The organism is Acinetobacter sp. FDAARGOS_558 (assembly GCF_003937785.1).
GTDB lineage: Bacteria > Pseudomonadota > Gammaproteobacteria > Pseudomonadales > Moraxellaceae > Acinetobacter > Acinetobacter baumannii.
The window spans coordinates 3,155,100-3,179,817 of record NZ_RKJH01000001.1; the positions used below are offsets into that span (position 1 = coordinate 3,155,100).

The 24,718-nt window shown below is 39.3% G+C and carries 30 protein-coding genes, 4 tRNA genes and 1 riboswitch; of the genes, 13 read left to right on the forward strand and 21 right to left on the reverse strand.

Features of this window, described 5'->3' with window-relative positions; translation table 11 throughout:
* The first annotated feature begins 75 nt into the window (after nucleotides 1-75).
* The 6 genes from EGT34_RS15105 (at nucleotide 76) to lysM (ending at nucleotide 3,750) form a co-directional block, all read left to right on the forward strand.
* The gene (locus EGT34_RS15105) at nucleotides 76-636 is read left to right on the forward strand and encodes a YceD family protein (RefSeq protein WP_001275712.1); all 561 of its coding nucleotides are present in this window, start codon (nucleotides 76-78) and stop codon (nucleotides 634-636) included.
* A gap of 74 nt (nucleotides 637-710) precedes the next feature.
* Entirely contained in the window at nucleotides 711-896 is a 186-nt protein-coding gene (gene rpmF, locus EGT34_RS15110) for a 50S ribosomal protein L32 (RefSeq protein ID WP_000290730.1), read from the forward strand.
* Between the two features lie 152 nt (nucleotides 897-1,048).
* Nucleotides 1,049-2,035, forward strand: a complete 987-nt coding sequence (fabD, locus tag EGT34_RS15115; RefSeq protein WP_001274814.1) for an ACP S-malonyltransferase — start codon at nucleotides 1,049-1,051, stop codon at nucleotides 2,033-2,035.
* On the forward strand, nucleotides 2,032-2,766 hold the full coding sequence (fabG, locus tag EGT34_RS15120; protein WP_000191300.1) for a 3-oxoacyl-ACP reductase FabG: 735 nt from the start codon (nucleotides 2,032-2,034) through the stop codon (nucleotides 2,764-2,766). Before fabD ends, fabG begins: the two co-directional genes overlap by 4 nt.
* A gap of 84 nt (nucleotides 2,767-2,850) precedes the next feature.
* Nucleotides 2,851-3,087 (forward strand): acyl carrier protein, encoded by a 237-nt coding sequence (gene acpP, locus EGT34_RS15125; protein WP_001279871.1) that lies wholly within the window; start codon nucleotides 2,851-2,853, stop codon nucleotides 3,085-3,087.
* A gap of 189 nt (nucleotides 3,088-3,276) precedes the next feature.
* The gene (gene lysM / locus EGT34_RS15130; protein WP_000522216.1) at nucleotides 3,277-3,750 is read left to right on the forward strand and encodes a peptidoglycan-binding protein LysM; all 474 of its coding nucleotides are present in this window, start codon (nucleotides 3,277-3,279) and stop codon (nucleotides 3,748-3,750) included.
* A gap of 46 nt (nucleotides 3,751-3,796) precedes the next feature.
* Here the strand turns inward: lysM and EGT34_RS15135 are convergent, their stop codons facing one another.
* Nucleotides 3,797-4,564, reverse strand: a complete 768-nt coding sequence (locus EGT34_RS15135; RefSeq protein WP_001247940.1) for a hydroxymethylpyrimidine/phosphomethylpyrimidine kinase — start codon at nucleotides 4,562-4,564, stop codon at nucleotides 3,797-3,799.
* A 97-nt stretch (nucleotides 4,565-4,661) separates the two neighbouring features.
* On the opposite strand from EGT34_RS15135, the gene EGT34_RS15140 reads away from it, so the two are divergent.
* Complete coding sequence (locus EGT34_RS15140; protein WP_000985177.1) at nucleotides 4,662-5,336, forward strand: HAD-IA family hydrolase; 675 nt, start codon at nucleotides 4,662-4,664, stop codon at nucleotides 5,334-5,336.
* Between the two features lie 65 nt (nucleotides 5,337-5,401).
* Here EGT34_RS15140 and ribB read toward each other — a convergent pair whose 3' ends face one another.
* A complete protein-coding gene (gene ribB / locus EGT34_RS15145) occupies nucleotides 5,402-6,061 on the reverse strand; it encodes a 3,4-dihydroxy-2-butanone-4-phosphate synthase (RefSeq protein WP_000096537.1) in 660 nt (219 codons plus the stop codon).
* 90 nt (nucleotides 6,062-6,151) lie between these two features.
* A riboswitch (FMN riboswitch) is annotated at nucleotides 6,152-6,302 on the reverse strand.
* 176 nt (nucleotides 6,303-6,478) lie between these two features.
* Between ribB and EGT34_RS15150 the strand changes: the two genes are divergently transcribed.
* Nucleotides 6,479-8,260, forward strand: coding sequence for a DUF2157 domain-containing protein (locus EGT34_RS15150; RefSeq protein ID WP_024437616.1), 1,782 nt, complete (start codon nucleotides 6,479-6,481; stop codon nucleotides 8,258-8,260).
* Nucleotides 8,260-8,820, forward strand: a complete 561-nt coding sequence (locus EGT34_RS15155; protein ID WP_000759827.1) for a GDYXXLXY domain-containing protein — start codon at nucleotides 8,260-8,262, stop codon at nucleotides 8,818-8,820. Before EGT34_RS15150 ends, EGT34_RS15155 begins: the two co-directional genes overlap by 1 nt.
* A 55-nt stretch (nucleotides 8,821-8,875) precedes the next feature.
* Here the strand turns inward: EGT34_RS15155 and panD are convergent, their stop codons facing one another.
* From panD to EGT34_RS15210, 11 genes are all read right to left on the reverse strand, one after another.
* Nucleotides 8,876-9,256, reverse strand: coding sequence for an aspartate 1-decarboxylase (gene panD, locus EGT34_RS15160; protein ID WP_000952664.1), 381 nt, complete (start codon nucleotides 9,254-9,256; stop codon nucleotides 8,876-8,878).
* A 131-nt stretch (nucleotides 9,257-9,387) separates the two neighbouring features.
* The gene (pth, locus tag EGT34_RS15165) at nucleotides 9,388-9,969 is read right to left on the reverse strand and encodes an aminoacyl-tRNA hydrolase (RefSeq protein WP_000065594.1); all 582 of its coding nucleotides are present in this window, start codon (nucleotides 9,967-9,969) and stop codon (nucleotides 9,388-9,390) included.
* Nucleotides 9,970-9,989: 20 nt separating this feature from the next.
* Nucleotides 9,990-10,286 (reverse strand): 50S ribosomal protein L25, encoded by a 297-nt coding sequence (rplY, locus tag EGT34_RS15170; RefSeq protein WP_031974819.1) that lies wholly within the window; start codon nucleotides 10,284-10,286, stop codon nucleotides 9,990-9,992.
* Nucleotides 10,287-10,385: 99 nt separating this feature from the next.
* A complete protein-coding gene (locus EGT34_RS15175) occupies nucleotides 10,386-11,336 on the reverse strand; it encodes a ribose-phosphate pyrophosphokinase (RefSeq protein WP_001133287.1) in 951 nt (316 codons plus the stop codon).
* A gap of 36 nt (nucleotides 11,337-11,372) precedes the next feature.
* Nucleotides 11,373-11,447, reverse strand: a tRNA-Gln gene (locus EGT34_RS15180).
* Between the two features lie 91 nt (nucleotides 11,448-11,538).
* Nucleotides 11,539-11,613, reverse strand: a tRNA-Gln gene (locus EGT34_RS15185).
* Between the two features lie 21 nt (nucleotides 11,614-11,634).
* A tRNA-Gln gene (locus tag EGT34_RS15190) sits at nucleotides 11,635-11,709 on the reverse strand.
* A 27-nt stretch (nucleotides 11,710-11,736) separates the two neighbouring features.
* Nucleotides 11,737-11,811, reverse strand: a tRNA-Gln gene (locus EGT34_RS15195).
* The gene (gene ispE, locus EGT34_RS15200) at nucleotides 11,810-12,643 is read right to left on the reverse strand and encodes a 4-(cytidine 5'-diphospho)-2-C-methyl-D-erythritol kinase (protein ID WP_000621867.1); all 834 of its coding nucleotides are present in this window, start codon (nucleotides 12,641-12,643) and stop codon (nucleotides 11,810-11,812) included. The genes EGT34_RS15195 and ispE overlap by 2 nt, the downstream gene beginning before the upstream one ends.
* 18 nt (nucleotides 12,644-12,661) lie before the next feature.
* Nucleotides 12,662-13,240, reverse strand: a complete 579-nt coding sequence (gene lolB, locus EGT34_RS15205) for a lipoprotein insertase outer membrane protein LolB (protein ID WP_000039823.1) — start codon at nucleotides 13,238-13,240, stop codon at nucleotides 12,662-12,664.
* Between the two features lie 4 nt (nucleotides 13,241-13,244).
* On the reverse strand, nucleotides 13,245-14,954 hold the full coding sequence (locus tag EGT34_RS15210; protein WP_001088484.1) for a tetratricopeptide repeat protein: 1,710 nt from the start codon (nucleotides 14,952-14,954) through the stop codon (nucleotides 13,245-13,247).
* 88 nt (nucleotides 14,955-15,042) lie between these two features.
* On the opposite strand from EGT34_RS15210, the gene hemA reads away from it, so the two are divergent.
* The gene (gene hemA, locus EGT34_RS15215; RefSeq protein WP_000007419.1) at nucleotides 15,043-16,326 is read left to right on the forward strand and encodes a glutamyl-tRNA reductase; all 1,284 of its coding nucleotides are present in this window, start codon (nucleotides 15,043-15,045) and stop codon (nucleotides 16,324-16,326) included.
* On the opposite strand, the gene EGT34_RS15220 is transcribed toward hemA, so the two are convergent.
* Both EGT34_RS15220 and EGT34_RS15225 read right to left on the reverse strand, forming a co-directional pair.
* A complete protein-coding gene (locus EGT34_RS15220; protein ID WP_001007229.1) occupies nucleotides 16,323-18,188 on the reverse strand; it encodes a DNA primase in 1,866 nt (621 codons plus the stop codon). The two genes, hemA and EGT34_RS15220, sit on opposite strands and share 4 nt — an antisense overlap.
* A gap of 158 nt (nucleotides 18,189-18,346) precedes the next feature.
* Nucleotides 18,347-19,504 carry an outer membrane protein assembly factor BamD gene (locus EGT34_RS15225; RefSeq protein ID WP_000056813.1) on the reverse strand — a complete coding sequence of 386 codons (1,158 nt, stop codon included), beginning with the start codon at nucleotides 19,502-19,504 and terminating at the stop codon, nucleotides 18,347-18,349.
* Between the two features lie 71 nt (nucleotides 19,505-19,575).
* Here EGT34_RS15225 and rluD point away from each other — a divergent pair, with 71 nt between their 5' ends.
* The 3 genes from rluD (at nucleotide 19,576) to EGT34_RS15240 (ending at nucleotide 22,148) form a co-directional block, all read left to right on the forward strand.
* Nucleotides 19,576-20,628, forward strand: coding sequence for a 23S rRNA pseudouridine(1911/1915/1917) synthase RluD (gene rluD, locus EGT34_RS15230; protein ID WP_000199621.1), 1,053 nt, complete (start codon nucleotides 19,576-19,578; stop codon nucleotides 20,626-20,628).
* Nucleotides 20,629-20,638: 10 nt separating this feature from the next.
* Complete coding sequence (gene pgeF / locus EGT34_RS15235; protein ID WP_000397529.1) at nucleotides 20,639-21,376, forward strand: peptidoglycan editing factor PgeF; 738 nt, start codon at nucleotides 20,639-20,641, stop codon at nucleotides 21,374-21,376.
* Nucleotides 21,377-21,596: 220 nt separating this feature from the next.
* Nucleotides 21,597-22,148, forward strand: a complete 552-nt coding sequence (locus EGT34_RS15240) for a flavodoxin family protein (RefSeq protein WP_000056378.1) — start codon at nucleotides 21,597-21,599, stop codon at nucleotides 22,146-22,148.
* A 41-nt stretch (nucleotides 22,149-22,189) separates the two neighbouring features.
* Here EGT34_RS15240 and smpB read toward each other — a convergent pair whose 3' ends face one another.
* The 6 genes from smpB to EGT34_RS15270 all read right to left on the reverse strand — a co-directional run bounded on the left by smpB (nucleotide 22,190) and on the right by EGT34_RS15270 (nucleotide 24,585).
* Complete coding sequence (smpB, locus tag EGT34_RS15245) at nucleotides 22,190-22,663, reverse strand: SsrA-binding protein SmpB (protein ID WP_001033994.1); 474 nt, start codon at nucleotides 22,661-22,663, stop codon at nucleotides 22,190-22,192.
* Nucleotides 22,664-22,764: 101 nt separating this feature from the next.
* A complete protein-coding gene (locus EGT34_RS15250; protein ID WP_000401870.1) occupies nucleotides 22,765-22,965 on the reverse strand; it encodes a helix-turn-helix transcriptional regulator in 201 nt (66 codons plus the stop codon).
* Complete coding sequence (locus tag EGT34_RS15255) at nucleotides 22,966-23,157, reverse strand: hypothetical protein (RefSeq protein WP_001288762.1); 192 nt, start codon at nucleotides 23,155-23,157, stop codon at nucleotides 22,966-22,968.
* Nucleotides 23,154-23,594, reverse strand: coding sequence for a hypothetical protein (locus EGT34_RS15260; RefSeq protein ID WP_031979412.1), 441 nt, complete (start codon nucleotides 23,592-23,594; stop codon nucleotides 23,154-23,156). The genes EGT34_RS15255 and EGT34_RS15260 overlap by 4 nt, the downstream gene beginning before the upstream one ends.
* Before the next feature lie 11 nt (nucleotides 23,595-23,605).
* A complete protein-coding gene (locus tag EGT34_RS15265; RefSeq protein WP_001010136.1) occupies nucleotides 23,606-24,154 on the reverse strand; it encodes a hypothetical protein in 549 nt (182 codons plus the stop codon).
* Nucleotides 24,151-24,585 carry a hypothetical protein gene (locus tag EGT34_RS15270; RefSeq protein WP_031979411.1) on the reverse strand — a complete coding sequence of 145 codons (435 nt, stop codon included), beginning with the start codon at nucleotides 24,583-24,585 and terminating at the stop codon, nucleotides 24,151-24,153. Before EGT34_RS15270 ends, EGT34_RS15265 begins: the two co-directional genes overlap by 4 nt.
* Nucleotides 24,586-24,718 lie beyond the last annotated feature (133 nt).

The following is a 24,718-nucleotide window of genomic DNA, read 5'->3' on the forward strand; positions in this document are numbered from 1 at the left end:
TGTCTAAAGAAGTACAAAATTGTATCTTAATCTTTGACAGAGTACCGATGAATTTGTAGAATTGCCGCCTTAATTATGTCAGCAAATACCTTTCCGGCACAGATTGAGCCGTTTAAATGGGCTGAACAAGGCTTTACATGGTCAGGTCAACTGCCATTGTCTCGCTTTGCTCGTATTGCTCGTGAAGCTGTTGGGTCAATTGATAATCAATTGATCAACATAGACTGTAAGCTATCAATGGATGCCTATCATCGCATTGTGTGGTTAGATGGTCACATGGAAACAAAAGTTCCAATGGAGTGCCAACGTTGTTTGGAACCTGTTGAAATGCCAATTGTTTCTGACTTTCATATTGCACTTGTAGATGATGAGTCACTGATAGAGCGCTTGGATGAGGATGCTGATTTCATCGTTTTAGGTGAAAGTGAGTCTTCGACAAAAGGTGATTTTGATACACCTGCCTCGATCAACTTACTCGCATTACTAGAAGATGAACTGTTATTGTTGATGCCTTTATCTCCCAAGCATGATGCTTGTGAACATAAACATCAACCTACCATTCAGAACGTTGTCGAAGAGAAACGGGATAATCCGTTTGATGTTTTGGCAGGTTTGAAGGGTAAACTTAACTCATAATTTGTGTTATGATTATGGGATAAGACAACTGAATTTGTTCTGATCCATTTTTTCGATCTTTGTAAGGAGCCATCATGGCCGTTCAGCAAAACCGTAAAAGTCGCTCTCGCCGTGACATGCGCCGTTCACATGACGCTTTAACCGAGAATGCATTAACAGTAGACCAAGCAACTGGTGAAACTCATCGTCGTCACCACGTGACTAAAGACGGTTTCTACCGTGGTCGCCAATTATTCGCTAAAGCAGCTGATGCTGAATAATTGCATGATATGCATTAAGCGTGATGCTTAAGTATAGAAAAAATGGGAGCGAAAGCTCCCTTTTTTTGTTGTTTTTCGCAATTATAAATATACAAATTAAATGTTAAATTTCCGCTCCAGAGAAATGAGTGAAAACCCAAAAAGGATTTCTTATGTCTGCTAAACGTCTTGAACAAGTAGCTTTAGCCACAAAAACTGCATTTGTGTTTCCAGGTCAAGGTTCACAAAAAGTTGGTATGCTCGCTGAACTCGCAGAACAGTTTAGTGGAGTTGGGCAAACTTTTGCCGAAGCTTCAGACGCGCTAGGATTTGATCTTTGGCACATTGCACAAAGTGGTGAAGGTTTAGACCAAACAGAAAATACCCAGCCTGTATTATTAACTGCCAGTATTGCTTTATGGCGTTTATGGTTAGATTTAGGTGGTTTAGCCCCTAAATACCTTGCAGGTCACTCTTTAGGTGAATACAGCGCTTTAGTTGCAGCAGGTTCAATGAGTTTGGCGGATGCAGTTAAGTTGGTTAATTTGCGTGGAAAACTCATGCAAAATGCTGTTCCTCAAGGGGAAGGCGCTATGGCTGCTATTCTTGGTTTAGCTGATGATAAAGTAGTTGAATTGTGCCAGAGCGTATCTGCATTAGGCCAAGGTTCAGTTGAAGCAGCAAACTATAATTCACAAGGTCAAGTTGTGATTGCTGGTAGTACTGCATCTGTACAGCAAGTTATGGCATTGGCAAAAGAACAATCTGCTAAAGCAATTGCTTTACCGGTTTCTGTTCCATCACATTGTTCATTGATGAAGCCGGCAGCAGAAAAATTTGCAGAAGCTTTGGAACAAACTGCCATTGAGCTACCTACCATTCCTGTAATACAAAATGTCAACGCGGGAATTGCTACCGATGTTGCTCAATTACGTCAGGCTTTAACAGCACAATTGTACCAGTCTGTACAATGGACACGTACCATGCAGTCTCTACAAGACCAAGGTATTCAGTACATTGTTGAGTGTGGCCCAGGTACAGTATTGAGTAATCTCGCAAAGCGTTTACCAAATATTGAAAAAGCTTTTTCTATTGATAGTAAGAGCAAAATGGAAGATGCCCTAAATGCTGTTTTAGTGGCAGAAGGAAAAATTGCATGACACAAGAACGCAAAGTTGCATTAGTAACGGGCGCGAGTCGGGGCATTGGCGCTGCAATTGCCCAGCAACTTATTCAAGACGGTTATTTTGTCGTAGGTACTGCGACTTCTGAATCTGGTGCACAAAAGCTAACTGATAGCTTTGGTGAACAAGGTGCAGGTTTGGCTCTCGATGTGCGTAATCTCGATGAGATTGAAGCAGTCGTGTCTCATATTGAACAGAACTATGGTCCTGTACTTGTTCTCGTTAACAATGCAGGTATTACGAAAGACAATTTGTTGCTTCGTATGTCGGAAGATGATTGGGATGACATCCTTAATATCCACCTTAAAGCCGTTTATCGTTTATCTAAACGTGTGCTTAAGGGTATGACGAAAGCACGTTTTGGTCGCATTATTAATATCAGTTCTGTTGTAGCTCACTTTGCAAACCCAGGCCAAGCAAACTATTCTGCTGCTAAAGCAGGTATTGAAGCATTTAGCCGTAGTCTTGCAAAAGAAATGGGTAGTCGCCAAATCACTGTAAACAGTGTGGCGCCAGGTTTTATTGCGACAGAAATGACAGATGCACTTAGTGAAGACATTCGCAAAAAAATGAGTGATCAAGTGGCTTTAAATCGCTTAGGCGAGCCACAAGATATCGCAAATGCGGTGAGTTTCCTTGCAAGTGATAAAGCAGGTTACATTACCGGTACGGTATTACATGTAAATGGTGGTTTATACATGGCCTAACGCCGATGTATAAACTTTTAAAAATTTTTATATTCAATTAAACTAGTGGCAAATCAAACGCCACAAGCAATGAGGAGAATTCCTGTGAGCGATATCGAACAACGCGTTAAACAAGCGGTTGCAGAACAACTTGGTCTTAAAGCTGAAGAGATTAAAAACGAAGCATCTTTCATGGATGACTTGGGTGCTGACTCTTTAGATTTAGTTGAACTTGTTATGTCTTTCGAAAATGACTTCGACATCACTATCCCTGATGAAGATTCAAACGAAATCACTACAGTTCAATCTGCAATTGACTATGTAACTAAAAAACTTGGTTAATTCGCATATTGCTGATTAAAAAAGAAGGCCACCGTAAGGTGGCTTTTTTTATACGGTAAGATAATTGATAGAGATACATATTTTTACAAGATCAACCTCAATTGATAGCAGAGGTATCTCTTTTTTCAAGTATAACAATAAGGGTCAGTTTAATGACTTTACTATAAACAATAATATGAGGACTAAAAAATGGGTCTTTTTGATTTTGTAAAAGGTATTGGTAAGAAAAATACCGCGCCAGCAGAACCACAAGCAGCTCCAGCAACACCAGCAGAACCTTCTGCACAAGAAATTGCGAATAAATTATTGGGATTGATTAAAAGCTTAGGCCTTGGGGTGGAAGGCTTATCTGTAACATATAATGGCTCAACTGACACTGCTATTATTAAAGGGCAAGTCCAAAGCCAAGCAGATAAAGAAAAAATCATTCTTATTGTGGGTAATGTAGATCATGTGGCACAAGTAGATGACCAGATGACTGTTGCAACTCCTGAGCCAGAAAGCAAATTTTATACAGTGAAATCTGGTGATAATCTTTCAAAAATTGCAAAAGAATTTTATGGTGATGCCAATCAATATCAAAAAATCTTTGAAGCGAATAAACCAATGCTGAAAGATCCAGATGAGATTTTTCCAGGACAAGTTTTACGTATTCCTCAGTAATAGGAATATAAAAAAAGGCGCTTAAAGCGCCTTTTTTATTTATTGGTTAAAACCGTTTTGGAATCTTTTGTCCATTGGGTACAGGTGTTTCAGCATTTTTTAACACACCAAATAACCATGTTTCTGCATGTTGAACTGCAATTTTTAAAGAGTCACCTAGAGCTAAACGACCTGCAATGAAACTCGCTAATGAACAACCTGAGCCATGATACTCACCTTCAAGGCGCGGACATGTACTACTTGCTGCAAGCTCGCCATCAATATATAAACTATTTTTAATAAAGTCAGGTGTATCTTCGTGCCCACCTTTCACTAATACAGCCTTGGCACCCATTTCAAATAACTTTTGGGTTGCCTGATCTAAGTCGGTAACGCCTGTTAAAGCGCGCAATTCAACTGTATTTGGAGTAATGAGTGTCGCTAGGGGAATCAGTTCAACAAATGCTTTAACTAAAGTTGCTTGGTCTCCTAACGAACCGCCACTGTTTGCAACTAAGACAGGGTCAAGTACATATTGATAGTCAGGATGAGCACGTAAAAATTCGGCTAGAGCCGCAATATTGTCGGTAGTGCCTAGCATGCCAGACTTAACACATTTAATGGGTAAATCGCCTACAACAGCATTTGCTTGGGCTAATAATAGTTCTTTTGAGGTTGCTTCAAAGCCAAATACTTGTTGAGAATTCTGAATGGTGAGGGCTGTACATGCAATTGCTGCATGTGCACCACTTTGTCCAATCGCTTCAATATCGGCTTGTAAACCTGCACCACCTGAAGGGTCTAAACCCGAGAAACAAAGTACGGTTGGACGCACGGTTATTTCCTTTTCAATTTAAATTTACGTTAGTATAAGAGAGTTTAATTAAACTCTCGACCAATTGAATTAAATACTTTACTGGGTTAGTGATTGAATGGCTATAAAACATATTTTGATTGATTTAGATGGAACCTTAACAGACCCTAAAGTTGGTATCCATACATCAATTCGTTATGCAATGGATAAGTTAGGTTATCCATTAGCTGCCGATTTAAATATTGATTGGACGATTGGCCCACCTTTAAAAGCGTCATTAGCAAAATTATTAGCTACTCAAGATGATGTACTAGCTGAGCAAGCTTTACTTGCTTACCGTGAGCGTTTCTCGGTGATTGGTTTATTTGAAAATGAAGTATATCCATCTGTTGCGGAAACACTTAAGGCCTTAAAAGCAGAAGGGTATCGTTTGTTCGTTGCTACTGCTAAACCAACGATTTATGCAAAACGAATTTTAGATCATTTTGAATTAAGCCAATATTTTGTACAAATTTACGGTAGTGAATTAACGGGTGAGCGGACCAATAAAGCTGAGCTTATCCATTATATTCTTGAACGTGAGCAATTAAACCCAGAAGAATGCTTAATGGTAGGTGATCGTCAATATGATGTTTTAGGTGCCCGTCATAATGGTATTGAAGCGGTAGCTGTGACTTATGGTTATGGGACACCAGAAGAACTTACTCAAGCACAACCTAAAGCAAAGATTACAAAATTTTCTGAACTTTTAGATTATGTTGAAGAACAGGCCGCACAAAAGAAAGTTTCTTAAATTTCAAGAATTATAATTTAGAGGTTTGACCTGCAAGTGAACAAGTCAAACCTTTTTATTTATTTTTAAATACCGTGTTGTTGACGATATTGTACAAGCTCTTCAATTGTAATCACGGTTAAATGATGAGTTTGAGCATATGCTAAAACTTGAATTCCTGATGCCATTGTCCCATCCGGATTGGTTAATTCACATAATACTCCAGCAGGTTTTAAACCAGCTAATCTTGCTAGATCAATAGTCCCCTCCGTATGACCTCGACGGGTAAGCACGCCACCATTACGTGCGCGTAATGGGAAAACATGGCCTGGACGGTTAAGATCACTTGCAACAGCACCATCTTTAATAGCAGTTTTAATCGTTGTTACACGGTCTTTAGCAGAAACGCCAGTGGTAACGCCTTGAGCAGCTTCAATAGTCACTGTAAATGCAGTATGAAACTGACTTGAGTTTTGAGAAACCATTGGTGGAAGTTCAAGATGATCAGCTAACTCTTCAGTAAGGCATAAACATACGATACCTGAGCCATCACGAATCATACGTGCCATGGTCTCAACAGTTAGGGTTTCTGCTGCAACAATTAAATCTGCTTCATTTTCACGATCGAAGTCATCCATCACCAAGACAGGTTTGCCTTGACGGATATCTTCTAATGCTTGTTGAATGCGTTGCTCAGCAGGAGAGAGGGCTGAGAAAAAAAGTTCTGGTTGAATTAAACTAGACATAATGAAACGCTCTCGTAAGAATACGGTTGAACATTTCAGGACTGATGCAAAAACAGGCTGGTACTGAAATAAAACGGATTTATTCCAGTTCGTCGTCTTCTTTCATCCGGACTATACCGTCGGCTTTGGAGTTTCACCAAATCTGCTCAAATTACATAATTTAAGCTCGTGGGCTTGTTAATCTAACAATAAAAATTAACTTTACCACCGGTGGGGAATTACACCCCGCCCTGAAGCGATGGGTTTTATTATAGCGCGCTTGGCAAAATTGGCTAGATGCTTTTGTAGAATGCTAAGTCTCTTTATGAATAAGTATTTTCATAAATTGAAATAGGCTTTTTAACAAGAGCTTACTTGTTGAGCTTAAAAGTGAATGTTATGTTTTTTCTAGAAAATTATAAATAAAACAGGTGTTTCATGCAGATAAGAGATTATTATCCTTTTAGGAATACTTTATTTATTCAGCATCTCCATATTTTCAGTTATGTATTTATGGCGCTCAGTATTCTGTACTTAATTGCTGCTAATTGGTTGATGCTTCCAGATAGCATTCAACTCATTATTCCACCTGTTATATTACTTATGACAGCTTGGGTGAGTATCAAAAAGACTTTAAGTGAGGGAATAAGGCAAACTTTACATGGCATCTGCGGCTTAATGGTCGGTTTGAGTTTGGCTGTAATTGGGCAAGTTTATCAAACTGGTGCAGACAGTTATTTACTTTTCTTGATTTGGACTTTGCTTTTATTGCCGTGGCTATATCGACCAAATATTGGAATCTTTGCTTTAATTTGTATCACAAGCCAACTCGCCCTTTTTTTATTTTTTAAACAGACTTTCTGGGCAGAAAAATTTCCCTATCTTTATCTTTTTGCTCTAAATCTATTAAGTCTTGTGCAGTTTTGGATCTGTCAAAAGAAATATACGGCTTTACGTTTTATTTTTATTGCTTGGTTTGCTGTTATTTCAATAACAGGGATGATCCAATTCTTATCAAGTGAAAATTTACCTTATCTGATCTCGGCTTTTTTTTTAGGAATCATCGCTTTTTATTATTTTTTTAATAAAGGTGATCAGTTGTGTGCCAGTTTAATGGCTGCTGTTCTTGGTGTGACGGCTACCATATGGCTTGTGGATGGTATTAATCAACTATTTAAAGATTCTAATGAGTTCATCTTTTTACTGATCGCGGGGATTATTTTTACTTGGTTTGCACTCATTAGTTATTTCTTAATCAAGATTTTCCGTCAAAGCCGTTTTTATATCATTCCTTTGGCAATTGGTGCTTGGCTTGCTGCTCTAGCGCTTGCAGCATTTACTTTGGTGTTTTGGGATACTATTTCCTTAATTATTGGAATCATCTTTGTTGCTGTAGCTATAACTTTACTAACAAAATCGCAAAGTTATTTCATCCGGCAGTTTGCATATTGTTTATTTGTGAGTGGACAGACTGCTTTTTTATTTCATCTTGGTTCTGAAACAGATCAAATTTTATGGGTATTGATTGCCCAGATCTTTATTTTATGTATTAGTTATTTTCTTAAGCCTCACTGGTTCTTTATTTTAATTCAAATGCTTGCAACTTATGGTATAGCAGTAATCTATCTACTACAAATGGATCATTCATTATGGTCCTTAAACTCTACTCAGACTTATTTAAATTTAGTCTTACTTAACTATTTGGTTTTTAGCTCGGTACTACTGATAGGAAGTAAAGCGGTCGTATCGTATAAGCGGAGTATCTTCTTATGTACGCTCGTTGTAATTTGGGTGAGTTCATTCTTTGATACCTTTATAGGATTAGCACTTGTTGATTCGGCTGATCAGTCACTATGGTTCCTTTATGCATTGCCGTGCGTATGGTTATTATGCTTTAGTTTTTTCTTTCTCTATCGGCAACTTCACGGTATAACTTTTTTTGCCTTTTTAGTTTTTGGCATATTACTTATTGCACTCGGCTATTTTGAAGTATTCATCTTATTTGTTATTTTGACATGGGCTTTAAAAAATAAAGATCGCATTGTTTATGGTGTTACGCTCGTAGTATTTGCCTTTGTGCTTTGGCAACTTTATTACAGTTTACAATTAAGTTTTTTAGCTAAAAGTGCATCAATCTTGGTGTCGGGCATTATATTGCTGGCTCTATATGGGCTACTTATGAAAGAAGCTAAAATTAATTGTATTGAGGGAGAAAAGTAATGAAAAAGTATTTCTCTCTTATGCTTGCAATAGTCACTGTTTTATTTTTTGCAGGTTTAGTGATGAAAAATGAATGGCACCTGCATCAGAGTAAAAGTATTTTTATTAAGCTGAAACCAGTTGATCCCCGTTCTATTCTACAAGGAGACTACATGGCGTTGGCTTATGAATTAAATTTACAATCTCTCAAAGCTCTGACAGGAAGTGAAAGTGAAGCTTTAGATCAGGTGATTTTTAATCATGCTTCTGTTCCAGCAAAAGTTATTTTAGATTCACGAAATCGAGTAATCCGTACGGTTTTAGACCCTAAATCTTTATCTAATGAGCAGAATTTAATTTTAAAAAATCCGGACAATCACTATCAATCTTTGTACCCAGCTTCTCGCAGTTTCTTATTTGCCGAAGGCTTAGCTCATTGCTATGAGAAAGCGAAATATGCTGAATTTAAGGTAAATGCAAAAGGAGAGGCGATTTTATTTGATTTACGTGGAGAAGAGCTACAGCCTCTAAATTGTAAGCAGCAACAGAGCTGGTGGAAGGGAACTGCCAGAAGTTTATAAAGTCTTATAAAAAAAGCCCGTATTTACGGGCTTTTTATTATTTTTAAATCTTTAATTAGGCAACTTGCACCGGAATACAGTTCGCTGTGTGATTGACTGTATTATCTGGGTTTGCATATACCAAGCGTGGTTTATGGGCATTTGCTTCAGCTTCTGTGAAATCACCAAAAGTAGCAATAATAACTAAATCGCCTACATCTGCTTGGTGTGCAGCGCCGCCATTTACTGAAATAATGCCAGAGTTATCTTCACCACGAATTGCGTAAGTTGTGAAGCGCTTGCCATTAGTTACGTTCCAAACGTGGATTTCTTCGTATTCACGAATACCAGCTAAGTCCATCAATACGCCATCAATTGCACAAGAACCTTCATAGTGAAGTTCAGCATGGGTTACAACTGCACGGTGAATTTTGCATTTTAATAAACGAGATAGCATGGCTAGCGTCTCCTGAGTAGACCTAAGATGAAGATCTTATGGTGAAATCTTTCGCCTTTGCCGCCGGCTAGGTGGCTGATGCGCATTTTGCTCCTAAAAAAGCAAGATAGCAAGCTTGATTGTTCAACAATTTAAGCTGGTTTATACGCATTAATTTGATTCATGGCCTGTGGTACTTGCCCTTGAACAAGTAACTTTACTTTAGAGAGAGCATGATCAATTGCTCCATCCATCAGGCTTTGTTCACTACTTGGTGCTTTCCCGAGCACATGTCCAGAAACTCTTTCTTTTGAGCCAGGATGTCCAATACCAATACGTAAACGATGAAAATTTGGGCCAATATGCGGGACAATATCACGTAAACCGTTATGACCGCCGTGTCCACCGCCTGTTTTGAGGCGAATTACACCAGGGTTCATATCAAGTTCATCATGAGCAATCAGAATTGCTTCAGGAGCAATTTGATAGAACTTTGAGAAAGGAACAACACTTTGTCCGGAACGATTCATATAAGTCATAGGTAGAAGTAAGCGAACATCGTGCCCTTCTATATTACCACGACCACTGATTCCGTGAAATTTTGGATCATTTTTTAATGTAATGCCATATTTATCTGCAAGCTGTTCGACGAACCAGAAACCTGCATTATGGCGGGTTTGGGCATATTCTGAACCAGGATTGCCCAAACCAACAATTAGCGAAATATTTGACACTAATCTACGCCTTTAAACACTTATGCGCGTTTGAAGTCAGCGTGTATAGGAGTGTTTTTAGCTGGGTGACGTTGTAACGCTTGGATTTTAACGTTTTCAACTTTGTCACCTACTTTGATTTCAACAACTTCTTCAAAGAAAGCGTTGCTTTCTAAAGCTTTTACAAGCTCACGAAGTTCTAAAGTAACTGCTACAGGCTCAGCGTTACCACCGTAGATGATAGCTGGAACTAAAGATTCGCGACTAAGGCGGCGGCTCGCACCTTTCCCTTGTTTGTCTTCAGCACGCGCTTGAGCGTTTAATACGAAGTTTGCCATGAGATAAATCCTCATTAAAGATTAAATAAACTAAACTTGCGACCAGTTTAGTGATAGAAAACCCCAGCCAAAGCTAGGGTTAAGAAAAAAGCTGCAATATTATAAACTATCGAACATCGCGCTGATAGACTCTTCGTTATTAATACGACGAATCGTTTCAGCAACCATGCTAGCAACAGAAACTTGGCGAATTTTGCCTAAGTTTAATGCTTCTTCAGAAAGAGGAATTGTGTCAGTTACAACTAACTCATCAATAACAGAGTTACGTAAGTTCTCAATTGCTTTGCCTGAAAGTACAGGGTGAGTTGCGTAAGCAACAACACGACGTGCACCGAATTGTTTAAGCGCATCAGCTGCTTTACACAATGTACCAGCTGTATCAACCATGTCGTCTACGATAACGCAATCACGATCTTTTACGTCACCAATCAAGTGCATAACTTGCGACTCGTTGGCTTTTTGACGACGTTTGTCGATGATTGCTAAATCGATATCACCCATCTGTTTAGCAACGGCACGAGCACGTACAACACCGCCAACGTCAGGAGAAACCACCATAAGGTTGTCATGTTGTTGTTGACGTAAGTCAGCAAGCAAAGCAGGAGTACCGTAGATGTTGTCGACTGGAATATCGAAGAAGCCCTGGATTTGGTCAGCATGTAAGTCAATCATTACGACACGGTCAATACCAACAGTGGTAAGCATGTCTGCAACAACTTTCGCTGTGATCGGCACACGTGCAGAACGTGGGCGACGGTCTTGGCGAGCATAACCAAAATAAGGGATAACAGCAGTAATACGACCAGCACTTGCACGACGCAAAGCATCTGCCATAACCAAGATTTCCATAAGGTTGTCATTGGTTGGAGCACAAGTAGGCTGAACGATAAATACGTCTTTACCACGAACATTTTCAGTAATTTCTACTGAAATTTCACCATCAGAGAACTGACCGACTGATGCAGCACCTAGAGGGATATGTAAGTGACTTACGACTTTTTGAGCGAACTGTGGATGAGCATTTCCACTAAAAACGACAAGATTGGGCATGAAGCACCCTTGGCGGTTGGTATGTAATGAAGTAGATGGCAGGGGCGGCTGGATTCGAACCAACGGATGGCGGGATCAAAACCCGCTGCCTTACCACTTGGCGACGCCCCTAATGCGGCAGAACTTTAATATTTTTGCAATGCAATGTCAAGGTTAATCAACAAAAAGCAAGGCAATTAAGTCTGTCTTTTAAATAAGAGAATGGCAGGGGCGGCTGGATTCGAACCAACGGATGGCGGGATCAAAACCCGCTGCCTTACCACTTGGCGACGCCCCTAAATTCGATGCTGTATTAAGATGGCAGGGGCGGCTGGATTCGAACCAACGGATGGCGGGATCAAAACCCGCTGCCTTACCACTTGGCGACGCCCCTAATACAATCATCATTACAGGTGGAAAATGGCAGGGGCGGCTGGATTCGAACCAACGGATGGCGGGATCAAAACCCGCTGCCTTACCACTTGGCGACGCCCCTAACTTGCAACTTTAAAATGACGTAAAGGAGATTCTTTTAAACTATGTACCAAGTAAGCTTTACATGGTGCATGTTTAAGAATGTCATCAACATTCATTTCATCGGTTACCTCAGCAAAAACACAAGCACCTGTACCTGTAAGCTTTGCATGACCAAACTGATCGAGATATTGCATTGCTTCTTCAACCTCAGGGTATAACTCTCTAGCCAAAGGCTCAAAGTTATTTCCGAAATTAGAAGGTTCTAACTGATAGGCGCAAAATGTAGTGGGCTTAGAATCTCTTGTCAATGTTTTTTGTGAAAAAAGCAGTTGAGTGCTGATAAAACAATCAGGTTTTAAAACAATGAATTGTTTTTGATCTAAGTCTATGAATGATAAATGTTCACCAATCCCTTCAGCCCATGCATTTAACCCATAAATAAAAATTGGAACATCGGCACCAAGCTTGACACTGAACTGAGCTAATTGTTCTTCAGTTAGACCACATTGCCATAATTGATTTAAGACAATAAGCGTCGTTGCTGCATTGGAAGAACCGCCACCTAAACCAGCACCCATCGGAATATTTTTTTCAATTTTTATATGGAGTCCGCAAGGATTTTGAGTGTGAGGGCGTAATATCTGTGCCGCCCGATAAATCAGATTTTGCTCAAGTTGAACCTCACCTAAACCTTCAATCTGAATCTCATCTTCAGATATAGGCGTAAATGTCATCCAGTCATATAAATCAATAAGTTGGAAAATGGTTTGTAGTTCATGGTAACCATTTTCACGTCGTCCTGTGATATGCAAAAACAGGTTGAGCTTAGCTGGAGAAGGTACTCGAATCATAGATTTATATAATAAGGATTAGCGGTTTTGGATCACCATTGTAATACGGTTTTCTTTATCTTCAGCAAGAGCCTGCTTTAAAACCAGTTTATTTGGTAGAGTTTGTTCACCATCATAACTAAAATTAACTGTCCAGCCATCTTCGATGAGTTGGCTCACACGATTTGCATTATCTTTACTAATTTGAGCACTTAAAGTTGCAGGTTTCGCTAAAATCCAACTGGTTAAATGAGTAATTGGTGCTTGCCAGCCAGTTGCACGCTCTAAAAGTTCTTCAGGAGATGCAGCCGTAATCAGTCCAGTTTTAGCACTGTTTAGAGTAACTTCACCAGGTTTACCCTGAATTTGTGTTTTTCCAACACCTAAAATACCGCTTAATTCGATATCGAAATTGTCTTGCTGTTGAATCCATGTAAAGAATGCACTACCAGTTTGTTGGGGAGTGCGTACTCCAATTTTACCTTGTAAATTGAAGTGTTTTTCGTCTTGTACTTGGTGGGTAACTGCAGCTTTAGGTTGAGTAAAATGCTGACAACCGGTTAAAAATAAAACACTTGATCCACAGATTGCTGTGCACAGTTGGGCAAGTTTGCTCATAAATTTAACTCTTTTTTGCAGATGTAGGTAAAATTAACGCATCAAGTTGTTGTAATTGTGGATCATTTGCGTGCTTTTGTTTCAGTTGTTGTAACACGGCACTGAACTGAGTTAATGATCCTTGCATATAAAGTGCCTTAGCGTAACGAATGCCAATATTTATGTTATGACTTAGTTCATATGCTTTGCCTAAAGCTTCCGCAGCCGCTTCATAATCATTTTGTAAAAATGCGATATAGCCTAGCGTATCCAGAATAGAAGCTTGTTCTGGGGCATATTCTAAAGCCTGTTCAGCATATTGACGTGCTTCCTTAAGCCTACGATTTTGCAAAGCTAATGTATAAGCATAGGCGTTTAGATACGTTGGGCTATTGGGTTCTAACTGCAATAATTGTTTGAGTGTTTTATCGAGTTTATCGCGGTCAGTATAAGGGTCTAATAATAAAACTTCTGCATAGATGAGCTCCGGATCATCTGGTAAGTTTTTGATCGCTTCATCTAATAAATTTAATGCAGCTTTTTTATTGCCCATCTTCTTTAAAATTTCAGCTTGAGCTTGGTAAAGAAAGCTTGCATGCTGAGGATAATTGACTCGCTCTTGGGTTAAAAAGCGTAAAGCGTCGTGTAAGTTTTCTTGTTTATCATAGATCGCAATGAGATTGCGTCTTGAAACAATATACAAACTACCATCGACTAAACGGTAGTAAGCTTTAGCAGTTTCATAATGTTGTTTTCTTTCAGCATTAATCGCTAAGTAGTAATACGCCTCATTTTGATATTTTGCAGAGTTGCGTAAATCAACCAGATATTGTTCTGCTTTGTCATATTGCTTAAGGTCAATACTGGTTAAACCAGCAATAAACAAAGCCTCTTCAGCATGAGGATTGCTTTCAATAATTTTCTCTAATTTTTCAAGAGCAAGCTGGGGTTGATTAATCTGGATGAGATAACGTACTTCGGCTAGGCGAATATCTAGGTTTTTCTTATATTTACGGCTTGATTTTGCATACCATTTTAAAGCACCTTCCTGATCACTGAGTGCGATTAGTAAATTGGCTTTCATTAAGATAAAGCTGGTCACTTTAGGGCGACGGCGTAGTGCGCGATTAATGGTACTTAAGGCCGGTTCTAACTGACCATTTTGTGCTTCTAGGTTGGCAATAAGCGCTAAGATGGATGGGTTGTCTTTCTCTGCACTAGAACGTAAAGCGGTTAATAAAACTTCTCGATCCTGTGCATTTTCAGGTGCAATGCTTGCCAAAATTTGTTCAAGATCGGCAGTTGGATCTATTTTTAAAATTTTATCTAAAGTCTCGGCAGCAAGCTGATATTCGTGTGTTTTTAGTGCAATATGCGATAAATAAAATAGAGCAGGGACATCTTTAGGCTCTTGAACAACCCAATGTGTTGCAATATTTAGGGCAGCTTGTAAGTCGTTATATTCAAGTGCAACGTCTAATGCACGCTGTTTAATTGTTGTTGAGTTGCTTTTTATCGCAAGCACTGTGTAATTGTGCAGTGCTGTGGGAATATCGTCATAAGCTAAGGCAAATTCAGCAACCATACTCTGCTGTAAAGCCTGATCAAATGAATGCACGGCATAGGTCTCTTGCACTGGACGTGCATAGACATATGAGGACATGCTACCTAACAATAAGAATGTGGTAGAATACTGTCTTATCGAAGCACCGTTAAAATTAATACGGCTATTCATTTGACGCAATTTTTATTGATCCAAAGTAATGCTTTTTATGACACCGATGTTGCACAATAGCATAAATTTAGCGAAATGATGATCTGATATGTCTTTCTTTGCATTGGGTGTCAACCATCAAACAGCTTCTGTAGAACTCCGCGAGCAAATTGCTTTCAATGCAGAGCGATTAAGTAATTTGCTTGCCGAACAACGTCATCACGAGTCTTTAAAAGACTTAGTGGTTGTCTCAACGTGTAACCGTACAGAAGTCTACGCCATGGCGGAAGATGCCGAAAGCCTTCTGAAATGGTTAGCCGATGCCAATAATATTGATGTAAAGCAGTTAATTCATCATGTTTATCGTTACGAAAATGCTCAAGCCATCACACATTTAATGCGTGTAGCAAGTGGTTTGGACTCACTCATGTTGGGCGAACCGCAAATTTTAGGGCAGGTGAAAAGTGCTCTAGCATTGTCTAAAGAAGCGCAAACAGTTTCTCCAGAATTAAATAGTGTATTTGAGTACGCTTTTTACGCCGCTAAACGTGTGCGCTCTGAAACAGCTGTAGGTAGTCATGCCGTTTCAATGGGTTATGCAGTTGCGCAGCTCGCTTTACAGGTTTTTAGTAAACCTGAAAAACTAACGGTTATGGTGGTTGCTGCAGGCGAAATGAACAGCCTTGTTGCCAAGCATTTAGCCGAAATGGGCGTTGCCAAGATAATTGTTTGTAATCGTAGCCGTGAACGTGCTGATCAATTGGCCCAAGAAATTGCACATCAAGTTGAAGTTGAGATTATTGATTTTTCAGATTTGGCTGAGAATCTATATCGTGCCGATGTTGTTTCAAGTTGTACGGGTAGTTTGCATCAGGTTATTGCTTATGCAGATGTCAAAACTGCATTAAAAAAACGCCGTTATCAGCAAATGTTAATGGTCGATTTAGCTGTACCGCGTGATATTGACCCTAAAGTAGAGTCGCTTGATGGGGTGTATTTATACGGTGTAGATGATCTACAAAGTGTGATTGATGAAAACTTGGCTCAACGTCGTCAAGCGGCTGTTGAAGCTGAGGTGATGGTTAATCAGTTAGCCACCCAGCTAATTACGCATCAAAAAGTCAAAGAGGCGGGCAGTACAATTCATGCTTATCGCCAACATAGTGAAGAAATTAGCCAGCGAGAGCTTACCCATGCATTAGAGGCTCTGCATCATGGTGGAAATCCTGAGCAAGTGTTGCAGCAATTTGCCCATCGTTTGACGCAAAAACTAATACATCCGACCTCTATGTTGTTGCGTGAAGCTGCAAAAGCAGAGAGCCCAGACTATTTTGAATGGTTACAGCAGCATTTACAGGATGTATTTGATCATGAGCGAAAACCCAAACGTTAAGAAAGAAGTCTTAAGCTAATTTGTTTGGTAAGTTCATTGAGTTGTTGTCTTAAGTTTCTTGACTCAACTAATGAGATTTTAGATTTTAGTTTTTGACGTAAATATCTTTCTTGTAAGCCTAAAGCATATTCTTTTGCGAGTTTATCTGCTACTTCCGGTGCTTGAGTTAAGGCTTGAATATTGGTCCTTTGCATAATATCTGCAATTTCATGGCAATAACTGCTACAAGCACCTAAAACATAATAGGTAGCTAGTTCTTGGTCATCAGGCAATTCGTCAAATATACGGTTTAAAATTGCTAATATTTTAGCCAACAACTCATCTTGAGGAATATAAGCCCGTAATCCTTCAAAATGAATATAAAGAAACGGATGGTGCATCAAAATTGCAATTGCAAAGTCTTCATCTTTCGTTTGAATATTAAAAGATAGGGATGCATCGTGGCTAATTTGTGGAGTGAAGCGCTTACCTAAGCCTAATTTTTCACGGAAAGATTGGGTTAGTAGATAGCGAAAAGACCCTTGTTTTGGCAATAACTCGGTCAATTCTCTTAATTCGCCCATAACAAGACTCTTACCTTCGGGCGTACTAATGTCATGTTGCCCAGTAAGATGAGCAAAAACAAAGTCAGAAAGTAAAGGAGCTTGCTGTAGAAGCTTCTGGAAATTTTCCACCCCTTCACGGCGGATTAAAGAGTCAGGGTCATGGTCATTTGGCAATACAAAGAATTTGAGCTCACGACCATCATTGAGTAAGGGTAATGCAATTTCTAAAGTTCGGCGTGCGGCCTTTTGACCTGCAGCATCACCGTCAAAAGCAATCGTAATCCGGTTATTTTGTTTAAATAAGATATTAAGGTGTTCGGTATTACTTGCTGTTCCTAAAGTCGCAACTGCACCAGTAATGCCATATTGCTGTAATGCAATGACATCCATATATCCTTCGACCATTAACCAGTCATTTGCTTTTAATTTTCGACCTTCATATAGCCCATACAGTAATTGATTTTTATGGAATACTTCCGAATCGGGCGAGTTGATGTATTTAGGCTTAATTTCATCATTGAGCGCACGACCACCAAAGCCAACTACACGGCCTTTAGGGTCCCGAATTGGAAAAATAACACGATCACGTAAAAGGTCGAAGTCACGACCACTGTCACTTGAACGGATGAGGCCAAGCTGCTTTAAGCCCTCAATATCATAAGGGAAAGCTTTTTCTAGATGCTGCCAGTCTTCAGGAGCATAACCTAAACGCCAGAACTGAATAGTCTGGTCACTTAAACCACGTTGCTTAAAGTAGTTTTTAGCTTTTTGACTAGTCGGTAATTGATGTTCATAAAACTGGGCAACATTTTCTAGAAGGTCATATAAATTACCTTCTTGTACTGGCTCATCAAAGCTAAATGGCTGTTCAAACTGGGCAAAGGGATCATCAAAATATACGGGTTCAAACGTATTGTACTGATCTTCTATAGGTGCTTGAGTAGTCGGTTCAGCAACCGTTTTGGGCGGTGTTGATGGTTTTGTAACTTGGCGTGTATAAGACAGTTTTTTATTATCAGTATTATCTTTTGGTAATTCGACTCCCGTATTACTCGATAATTCCTTCATCACATCAATAAAGTTTCGGTTATCAATGTCCATTAGGAAGCGAATAGCATTTCCGTTCGCCTGACAGCCAAAGCAGTGATAATACTGTTTATCGCGGTAAACATGGAAAGAAGGCGTTTTCTCTTGATGAAAAGGGCAACAACCAGAATAAGTTCGTCCGGTTTTTTTCAGTTTCACACGTTGACCAATCAGATCGACAATATCTGTGCGATCTAAGATCTGATCAATCGTATGCTGTGGAATTGCCATAATTCAGATAACCGTGTTTAAACTAATGATGCGATAGGTCAGATTATTCTGACATGATGAATCGAGATATGCCCGATAAATATTTTACTATTTTATAAAAACAAACAGGCAAGTGATATTACTTGCCTGTTTGTTGGTTATTTTTAAGCTTTTATTGCTTATTGAGCAGCGTCATCTGCTTCGTTATCTGCTGGTGAGGCACTCGGTGCTTCACTCGAAGATGTTGCTGGTGCAATTGTTGCGCCTTCTGCTGCTTTTGGCTCAGGTTTATCTAATAAACCGAAGCTTAAGCGATTAGTCCAACTACGTTCACTTTTTGGTGCTTCAACAGGTGTGTTAGTTGTTTCTTCAGTTTCTTCTTTACCCGAGTTACCAATTAAACCAAAGCTTACGCGGTTTAGTAGACTACGTTTTGGTTCAGCTTCAGAAGAAGTAGTCGTATCTGGTGTTACAGACTTAGATTCACGACCAAGAATACCTAAGGTTGCACGGTTGATCCAGTTACCTTCTTTACGTGCAGCACGCATGTTGACAGTGCCGTTTTTATTGACAAGGCTCGGATAATTAAGTTTTAAAACTTCGATGTATTGTTGCGAAGTTGCCTTATCACCTAATTGATCATAGCTATATGCCAAAGTTGCTAAAGCTTCTGGTACTTGAGGTGTTTGTGGATAGTGTTCAATCACCCATTGTGAACGTTCAGCCGCGGCAATCCACGCTTTACGTTTAACGTTAAAACGCGCTGCATTCATTTCACTTTCAGCAAGCTCTTGTCCAATAAACTTCATACGCTGTGCTGCATCGACAGAATACTGGCTACTTGGGAAGCGACGAATAAGATCAACAAAGTTTTGATATGCAACTTTTAAATAACTCACATCACGATGAGATTGTTGCAAAGAGGTGTAACGCAACAAACTATCGTAGTTCATCTCCATATTAGATACGCCACGTACATAGTAAGCATAATCTACATTTGGATGCTGAGGATTTAAACGAATAAAACGTTCTGCGAGTGCAATCGCACCTTCATAATCTTTTTGCTTAAATTTTGAATAGAGAAGTTCAAGTTGTGCTTGTTGTGCGTATTGTCCAGTTGGATAATAAGTATCAATCGCTTCTAAAGATTTGGTAGCGTCAAGATATTGACCACGATCAAGAGCTTTTTGAGCCTTGTCAAAATATGCTTGTTCACTAGATTGAGGGCCAGTATCGACCACTTCTTTTTTACTTGGATTGCTGCTACAGCCCACAAATGCAGACGCTACACCTAAAGATAAGGCAAGCATCGTAATTTTATAACGTGGTAGCGACATAAAAACTCCTCTGTTATGTTGGGCAATGAGCTACAATTGCGCTATTAAACCACTTTTATCTAAATGATCAAATGACTTCAGCACAATCTTCAAACACAAACTTCTCTGAAACAGACTTCAATTTACTAGAAGATTCTGAGGATGCAGATAACCATACTTCTGATACAACTGCAACACGTTTATCGTTGCAAGTTCAGTTAGATGAAAGCTACTTAGGGCAACGTATCGACCAAGTGGCAGCCATGGTGTGGAGTGAGTTTTCACGCGAAAAACTTAAACAATGGATGAAAGAAGGTCATCTGTTGGTAAATGGTAACATTGTCAAACCTAAATATCGCTGCGAAGGCAATGAAACGCTAACTTTAAATGTTGAGCTTGAAGCACAGACCAACAGTCAACCAGAAAATATTCCACTCGATATTGTTTACGAAGATGAAGATATTTTAGTCATTAATAAACCAGTAGGTATGGTGGTTCATCCTGGCGCAGGTAATACCTCGGGTACTTTGGTCAATGCTTTGCTTTACCATTCACCCAAGTCAGCCGAGCTTTCACGTGCTGGTCTAGTACATCGTATTGATAAAGATACCAGTGGTTTACTAGTTGTTGCTAAAAATCTCGAAGCACAATTTTCTTTGAGTAAACAATTAGGAGATAAATCTGTTTATCGTATTTATGACTTAGTCACTTATGGCAATATTATTGCAGGTGGCACAATCGATGAGCCGATTAAAAGACATCCGGTTGACCGTGTAAAAATGGCAATTTTGCCGGGTGGGCGTGATGCTGTAACGCACTATAACGTGAAAGAGCGTTTTAGAGACTTTACCCGTGTACAAGCGCAACTTGAGACTGGCCGTACCCACCAGATTCGCGTTCACTTTAGTTATATTGGACATGGTTTGGTCGGTGACCAAGTTTATATGAACCGTGTACGTATTCCGGCAGGGGCGTCTGAGTTACTCATCGAAACTTTACGCGGTTTTAAACGCCAAGCACTTCATGCAGCTAAATTGGGCTTAAAACATCCTCGTACTGGTGAAGAAATGTTATTCGAAGCACCATGGCCTGAAGATTTTACGCAGTTGGTTAATGTTTTACGTACAGAAAACGCTGCATATTAAGGACTGGTATATGGAATTTGTTCAAGGTTTACCTCAAGGCGTATTCGTAGGGCAGACACGAGTTCAACACCCTTTGGCATTGCCAACAGAGCAAACAGAGCTAACAGGTTTTAATCTTGCTTTGCACGTTAAAGACGAAGCTCAGCGTGTCCAGCAGCATCGGATGATGCTGTTAGATGAATTTGCTCAGTTTGGGGTTAAAAAAATGACATGGATGACCCAAACACATAGCACGATTTGCCATACAGTAAATGAACAAATTCCTTTTACAGCTTTAATTGGCGACGGCTTGATTACGCAAACCAAAGGTCATGCGTTAATGATGATGACAGCCGATTGTTTACCTGTCGTGCTTGGTAATGCTGAAGGTACAGAAATTGCTAACTTACATGCAGGGTGGCGAGGTTTAGCGGGAGGTATTATTGAAAATACAGTCGCTGCAATGCAGAGCTCTCCAACATGGGCATGGTTGGGTGCAGCGATTAGTCAACCTTGCTTTGAAATTGGAGCAGAGGTAAAAACTGCTTTTTGTAGTAAATATCCTGAATTGGAAACTGCATTTATTGATGGGGCAGCTCCAAATAAATTTCATGCTGATTTGTACGCAATTGCTCGTTTTATCTTACAGAGCCTAGGAGTTGAAAAAGTTTTAGGGGGAGATCAGTGTTCATACCAACAGCAAGATGAATATTTTTCTTACCGCCGTGAGGCTAAAACTGGCCGTATGGCAACTTTTGTTTTTATGTAGTTTTGAAAAATCATATTTCTTCTTAAGGATATGATTGTTGTAATAATACTCTCTTATGTTGTTTAAATTTCAAAATAGCATAAGAGAGTTTTTTATTTTGAATTTTCCATATTTATTCAAGAAATTAAGGCAAGTACTGAGATTTCATGTTTATAGAGGAAGGTTTAGCAAGTTTTAATAAAATGATAAAATAGAAAAAATCGCTCAAAATATTAAGCTTATGTCTTTGCCTGAAAAACATCTCTCTATTGTCTATCACAGTCCCTATGGTCACACTGCAAAGGTAGCGTCTGCTATCGCAAGTGGCGCCGAAGTGATGGGCGTCAAAGTACATGTGATGAATATTGAGCATATTGATTGGGATGTTTTAGATGCCTCACAGGGCATTATTTTTGGTTCCCCAACTTATATGGGAAGTGTAACTGCCGATTTTAAAAAGTTTATGGATAGTACATCTAAACGTTGGAAAAATCGTTTATGGCAGGGTAAGTTAGCAGCGGGTTTTGCAAATTCGGGCGGTTTAAGTGGTGATAAACTGGCGGTTCTGCAACAACTTAACATTTTTGCGATGCAGCACGGCATGTTGTGGTCAGGTTTACCTTTAATGACAACAGGCCATACTGAAACCGATTTAAACCGTTTATCGAGCTGTTTAGGGTTGATGACTCAATCAGATAATGCACCTGTTGAAATTACACCCCCACAAGGTGATTTAGATACTGCTAAATGGTTTGGTGAATATATTGCTGGGCTTTTATATAGATTAAATTAGTGAAAAATAAAAAAGCCTCTATAAAGAGGCTTTTTAGTCTATTACTTATGAAATATACGTGCTTTATCACGTTGCCAGTCACGTTCTTTTTCAGTCGCTCGTTTATCGTGAAGTTGTTTACCTTTCACGAGTGCAATTTCAAGCTTAACCAGATGACCTTTCCAGTAACATGCTAATGGAACGCACGAATAACCTTTTTGGTTCACTGCACCCATAAGCTTTTCAAGTTCACGACGAGATAATAATAATTTTCGTGTACGTGTAGCTTCCGGCACAATATGTGTAGATGCAGAAAGGAGTGGTTGAATCTGAGCACCAAATAAGAATGCTTCACCATTTTTAAAAATGACATAACTTTCTGTCAAACTCATACGACCGGCACGTAAAGATTTTACTTCCCAGCCTAGTAAAGACATGCCAGCTTCAAATTTTTCTTCGATAAAATAATCATGACGGGCACGTTTGTTTTGTGCGATGGTTCCGCCATTATGTTTCTTTACAACTATCTTGTTCATCTTAACCTTTTGAAAATGATCAATTAAATTCTAAATGGCTAGAGTGTTACCCGTTTAATTACCCGTTTTTAAACACACTCGACTTAAAAGAAAGCCTGCAATTAGCAGGCTATCATATCAGAATTATCTTTGTGTTTTTCGACAACTTTCTTAACACTAGATTCGTGCCAAAATACCTCTTTGTCACTTACCTTGATAGGTTGAGGAATTTCACCATTCTTTATCATGCGATAGAATTTAGTCCGGCCAATAGACATTAGCATCATAAACTCTTTAGCACGTACTCGACGATCAATCTCCATTTACCCCTCCTTACTTTCCGCTTTTCTAAAATCAGTGCCTTCTGGATCTATCCCAAAATATTCACAAATTTCTGTAGCTTTTGTCGCACCTGGCCCATGTCTGGATACATGAACCCAATTCAAAACGTACTTTGGCTTTTTACTATTCATGAGAGCCATTAGATAAAGTTGCTCAAAGTTAAATTCACTCATCCCTCAGCTCCTGATTCGCTTTCCAACTTCATTGCACCTTCTTCTGGATACTCACTTATATAAACGTAGTAACCACTGCCGCTATGAGCTTCATCAAACCAAGCAATTGTTAATTCAGTTTCTAAAAGTTCTGGATCTTTGTTTGGTGCACCAAAGTTTGCTGCTGCATATAATTGCTCACAGGTTAAGTAAATCTTTTTCTCTGGCACCGCCTGAGCTTTGGCTTTTTCTAGCTCTGCATCACGATGCTTTGCACATCTAAGCCAAGCATCCCAACGTCTATTCATGTTGCTTATTTCTTTCTGAGCAATTTCAGAAGGATTGTTTGATCTAGTCATAAACAGTTCATGCTCATTACTAAAAATAATGTCTCTTCTTCCTTTGTAATATTGGAAGGTATTCAGAAAAGCCTCTCTTTCCTTATTCAAATCTAACATTAGCTTTCTCCTCAAACTCGCAATGGCATCAATAGGCCGTGTACGCCGTCCACAAATTCCACATAAGTTGAAGTAGTGGCACCAGATGGATAAAAGAGAGGGAATCGGCAATTAAGAATTTTGGAGCACTTCATGAATTGGCCCACATATTCTAAATTCCACTGCACAAACTCTTTAGGGGGTTCGGTCGGTTTTGGAATATCAACACGGCTTATATCTGGAAACTTGCCGTCAATTGGTCGGAAGAATTCAAACATCCCATTTTCGTAATCCAGCAACCAAAATTCATCATCAATTTGGCTTAAAGTGATAGTCTTTACTTTTGGGTTATTACCGACCTTTTTAATAAAAGATTTAACTATTTCAATTGGGATAATCACCTCTAAATCTTTTACTTCTGGAGCGTCACAGATAAGAGCACAATGTCCATTTGTTGCGGCCATCACTCCATCTTTAACCAATACACCCATTAAGTAGAACCTTACTTCACGATGTGCAGCAAAAAGACTTGTTGCTTGAAGGTGCTTATAATTAAGAGTTACTTGTTTCAAAAAGTTCATGGTTGCACCTCATTTTTATTTGCAAACACATTGGCAAACGTACTGCCCGCTAATTCTGGCAAGATGTTATTGGCTTCCTCAAAGGCGATAGCTCTTGCTGCTGCTTCTGAATCTAGTGTCATGGAGTCGTTATACTTCTTCCATTCCTCTTTAGATCGGCGATCCAAGAATCTACCTAGCAAGTGAAGAATCTGTTTAGTTGCATTATTGGTTTTCTTATAGCGAGCATCTGTTTCTATAAGGTCTATAGCTCCAGCTCTAGCCAACTTTAAAAGCTCATCATATGGCAAGCTTTCAAAATCAATTCCAAGTATTTGATCTGCTTTCTTTAGTTCAACATCCTTACTTGGATTGATTAATCTTTGTTTCACATCTTGCGGGCTGATCTTGTGTGCAAGCCCGTTTCGTCTAAAGCGAATTACATTACTCATGATCACGCCTTTAAATGATCTTCAAATTCTTTATAAAGTTGGGTAGCTGCTTTATTCATTTTCCCGTCATACATGATGTGTACGTTTCTAGGAAAAAGTTTGCTTACCGTGGCGCAATAAAACTCCATACGCC

Bases quoted from the DNA above. Each gene is read 5' to 3' on its own strand.
- panD (WP_000952664.1), bottom strand. From the start codon at position 9,256: ATGCTATCTCGTTTATTAAAATGCAAAATTCACCGTGCAGTTGTAACC.
- lolB (WP_000039823.1), bottom strand. From the start codon at position 13,240: ATGAGCAAACTTGCCCAACTGTGCACAGCAATCTGTGGATCAAGTGTT.
- EGT34_RS15265 (WP_001010136.1), bottom strand. From the start codon at position 24,154: ATGAACTTTTTGAAACAAGTAACTCTTAATTATAAGCACCTTCAAGCA.
- ribB (WP_000096537.1), bottom strand. From the start codon at position 6,061: ATGTCTAGTTTAATTCAACCAGAACTTTTTTTCTCAGCCCTCTCTCCT.
- EGT34_RS15105 (WP_001275712.1), top strand. From the start codon at position 76: ATGTCAGCAAATACCTTTCCGGCACAGATTGAGCCGTTTAAATGGGCT.
- lysM (WP_000522216.1), top strand. From the start codon at position 3,277: ATGGGTCTTTTTGATTTTGTAAAAGGTATTGGTAAGAAAAATACCGCG.
- pgeF (WP_000397529.1), top strand. From the start codon at position 20,639: ATGGAATTTGTTCAAGGTTTACCTCAAGGCGTATTCGTAGGGCAGACA.
- EGT34_RS15250 (WP_000401870.1), bottom strand. From the start codon at position 22,965: ATGGAGATTGATCGTCGAGTACGTGCTAAAGAGTTTATGATGCTAATG.
- EGT34_RS15175 (WP_001133287.1), bottom strand. From the start codon at position 11,336: ATGCCCAATCTTGTCGTTTTTAGTGGAAATGCTCATCCACAGTTCGCT.
- EGT34_RS15140 (WP_000985177.1), top strand. From the start codon at position 4,662: ATGGCTATAAAACATATTTTGATTGATTTAGATGGAACCTTAACAGAC.
- EGT34_RS15225 (WP_000056813.1), bottom strand. From the start codon at position 19,504: ATGTCGCTACCACGTTATAAAATTACGATGCTTGCCTTATCTTTAGGT.
- rluD (WP_000199621.1), top strand. From the start codon at position 19,576: ATGACTTCAGCACAATCTTCAAACACAAACTTCTCTGAAACAGACTTC.
- EGT34_RS15220 (WP_001007229.1), bottom strand. From the start codon at position 18,188: ATGGCAATTCCACAGCATACGATTGATCAGATCTTAGATCGCACAGAT.
- EGT34_RS15255 (WP_001288762.1), bottom strand. From the start codon at position 23,157: ATGAGTGAATTTAACTTTGAGCAACTTTATCTAATGGCTCTCATGAAT.
- EGT34_RS15150 (WP_024437616.1), top strand. From the start codon at position 6,479: ATGCAGATAAGAGATTATTATCCTTTTAGGAATACTTTATTTATTCAG.
- EGT34_RS15210 (WP_001088484.1), bottom strand. From the start codon at position 14,954: ATGAATAGCCGTATTAATTTTAACGGTGCTTCGATAAGACAGTATTCT.
- smpB (WP_001033994.1), bottom strand. From the start codon at position 22,663: ATGAACAAGATAGTTGTAAAGAAACATAATGGCGGAACCATCGCACAA.
- EGT34_RS15270 (WP_031979411.1), bottom strand. From the start codon at position 24,585: ATGAGTAATGTAATTCGCTTTAGACGAAACGGGCTTGCACACAAGATC.
- fabD (WP_001274814.1), top strand. From the start codon at position 1,049: ATGTCTGCTAAACGTCTTGAACAAGTAGCTTTAGCCACAAAAACTGCA.
- EGT34_RS15240 (WP_000056378.1), top strand. From the start codon at position 21,597: ATGTCTTTGCCTGAAAAACATCTCTCTATTGTCTATCACAGTCCCTAT.
- rpmF (WP_000290730.1), top strand. From the start codon at position 711: ATGGCCGTTCAGCAAAACCGTAAAAGTCGCTCTCGCCGTGACATGCGC.
- hemA (WP_000007419.1), top strand. From the start codon at position 15,043: ATGTCTTTCTTTGCATTGGGTGTCAACCATCAAACAGCTTCTGTAGAA.
- EGT34_RS15155 (WP_000759827.1), top strand. From the start codon at position 8,260: ATGAAAAAGTATTTCTCTCTTATGCTTGCAATAGTCACTGTTTTATTT.
- rplY (WP_031974819.1), bottom strand. From the start codon at position 10,286: ATGGCAAACTTCGTATTAAACGCTCAAGCGCGTGCTGAAGACAAACAA.
- ispE (WP_000621867.1), bottom strand. From the start codon at position 12,643: ATGATTCGAGTACCTTCTCCAGCTAAGCTCAACCTGTTTTTGCATATC.
- EGT34_RS15260 (WP_031979412.1), bottom strand. From the start codon at position 23,594: ATGTTAGATTTGAATAAGGAAAGAGAGGCTTTTCTGAATACCTTCCAA.
- fabG (WP_000191300.1), top strand. From the start codon at position 2,032: ATGACACAAGAACGCAAAGTTGCATTAGTAACGGGCGCGAGTCGGGGC.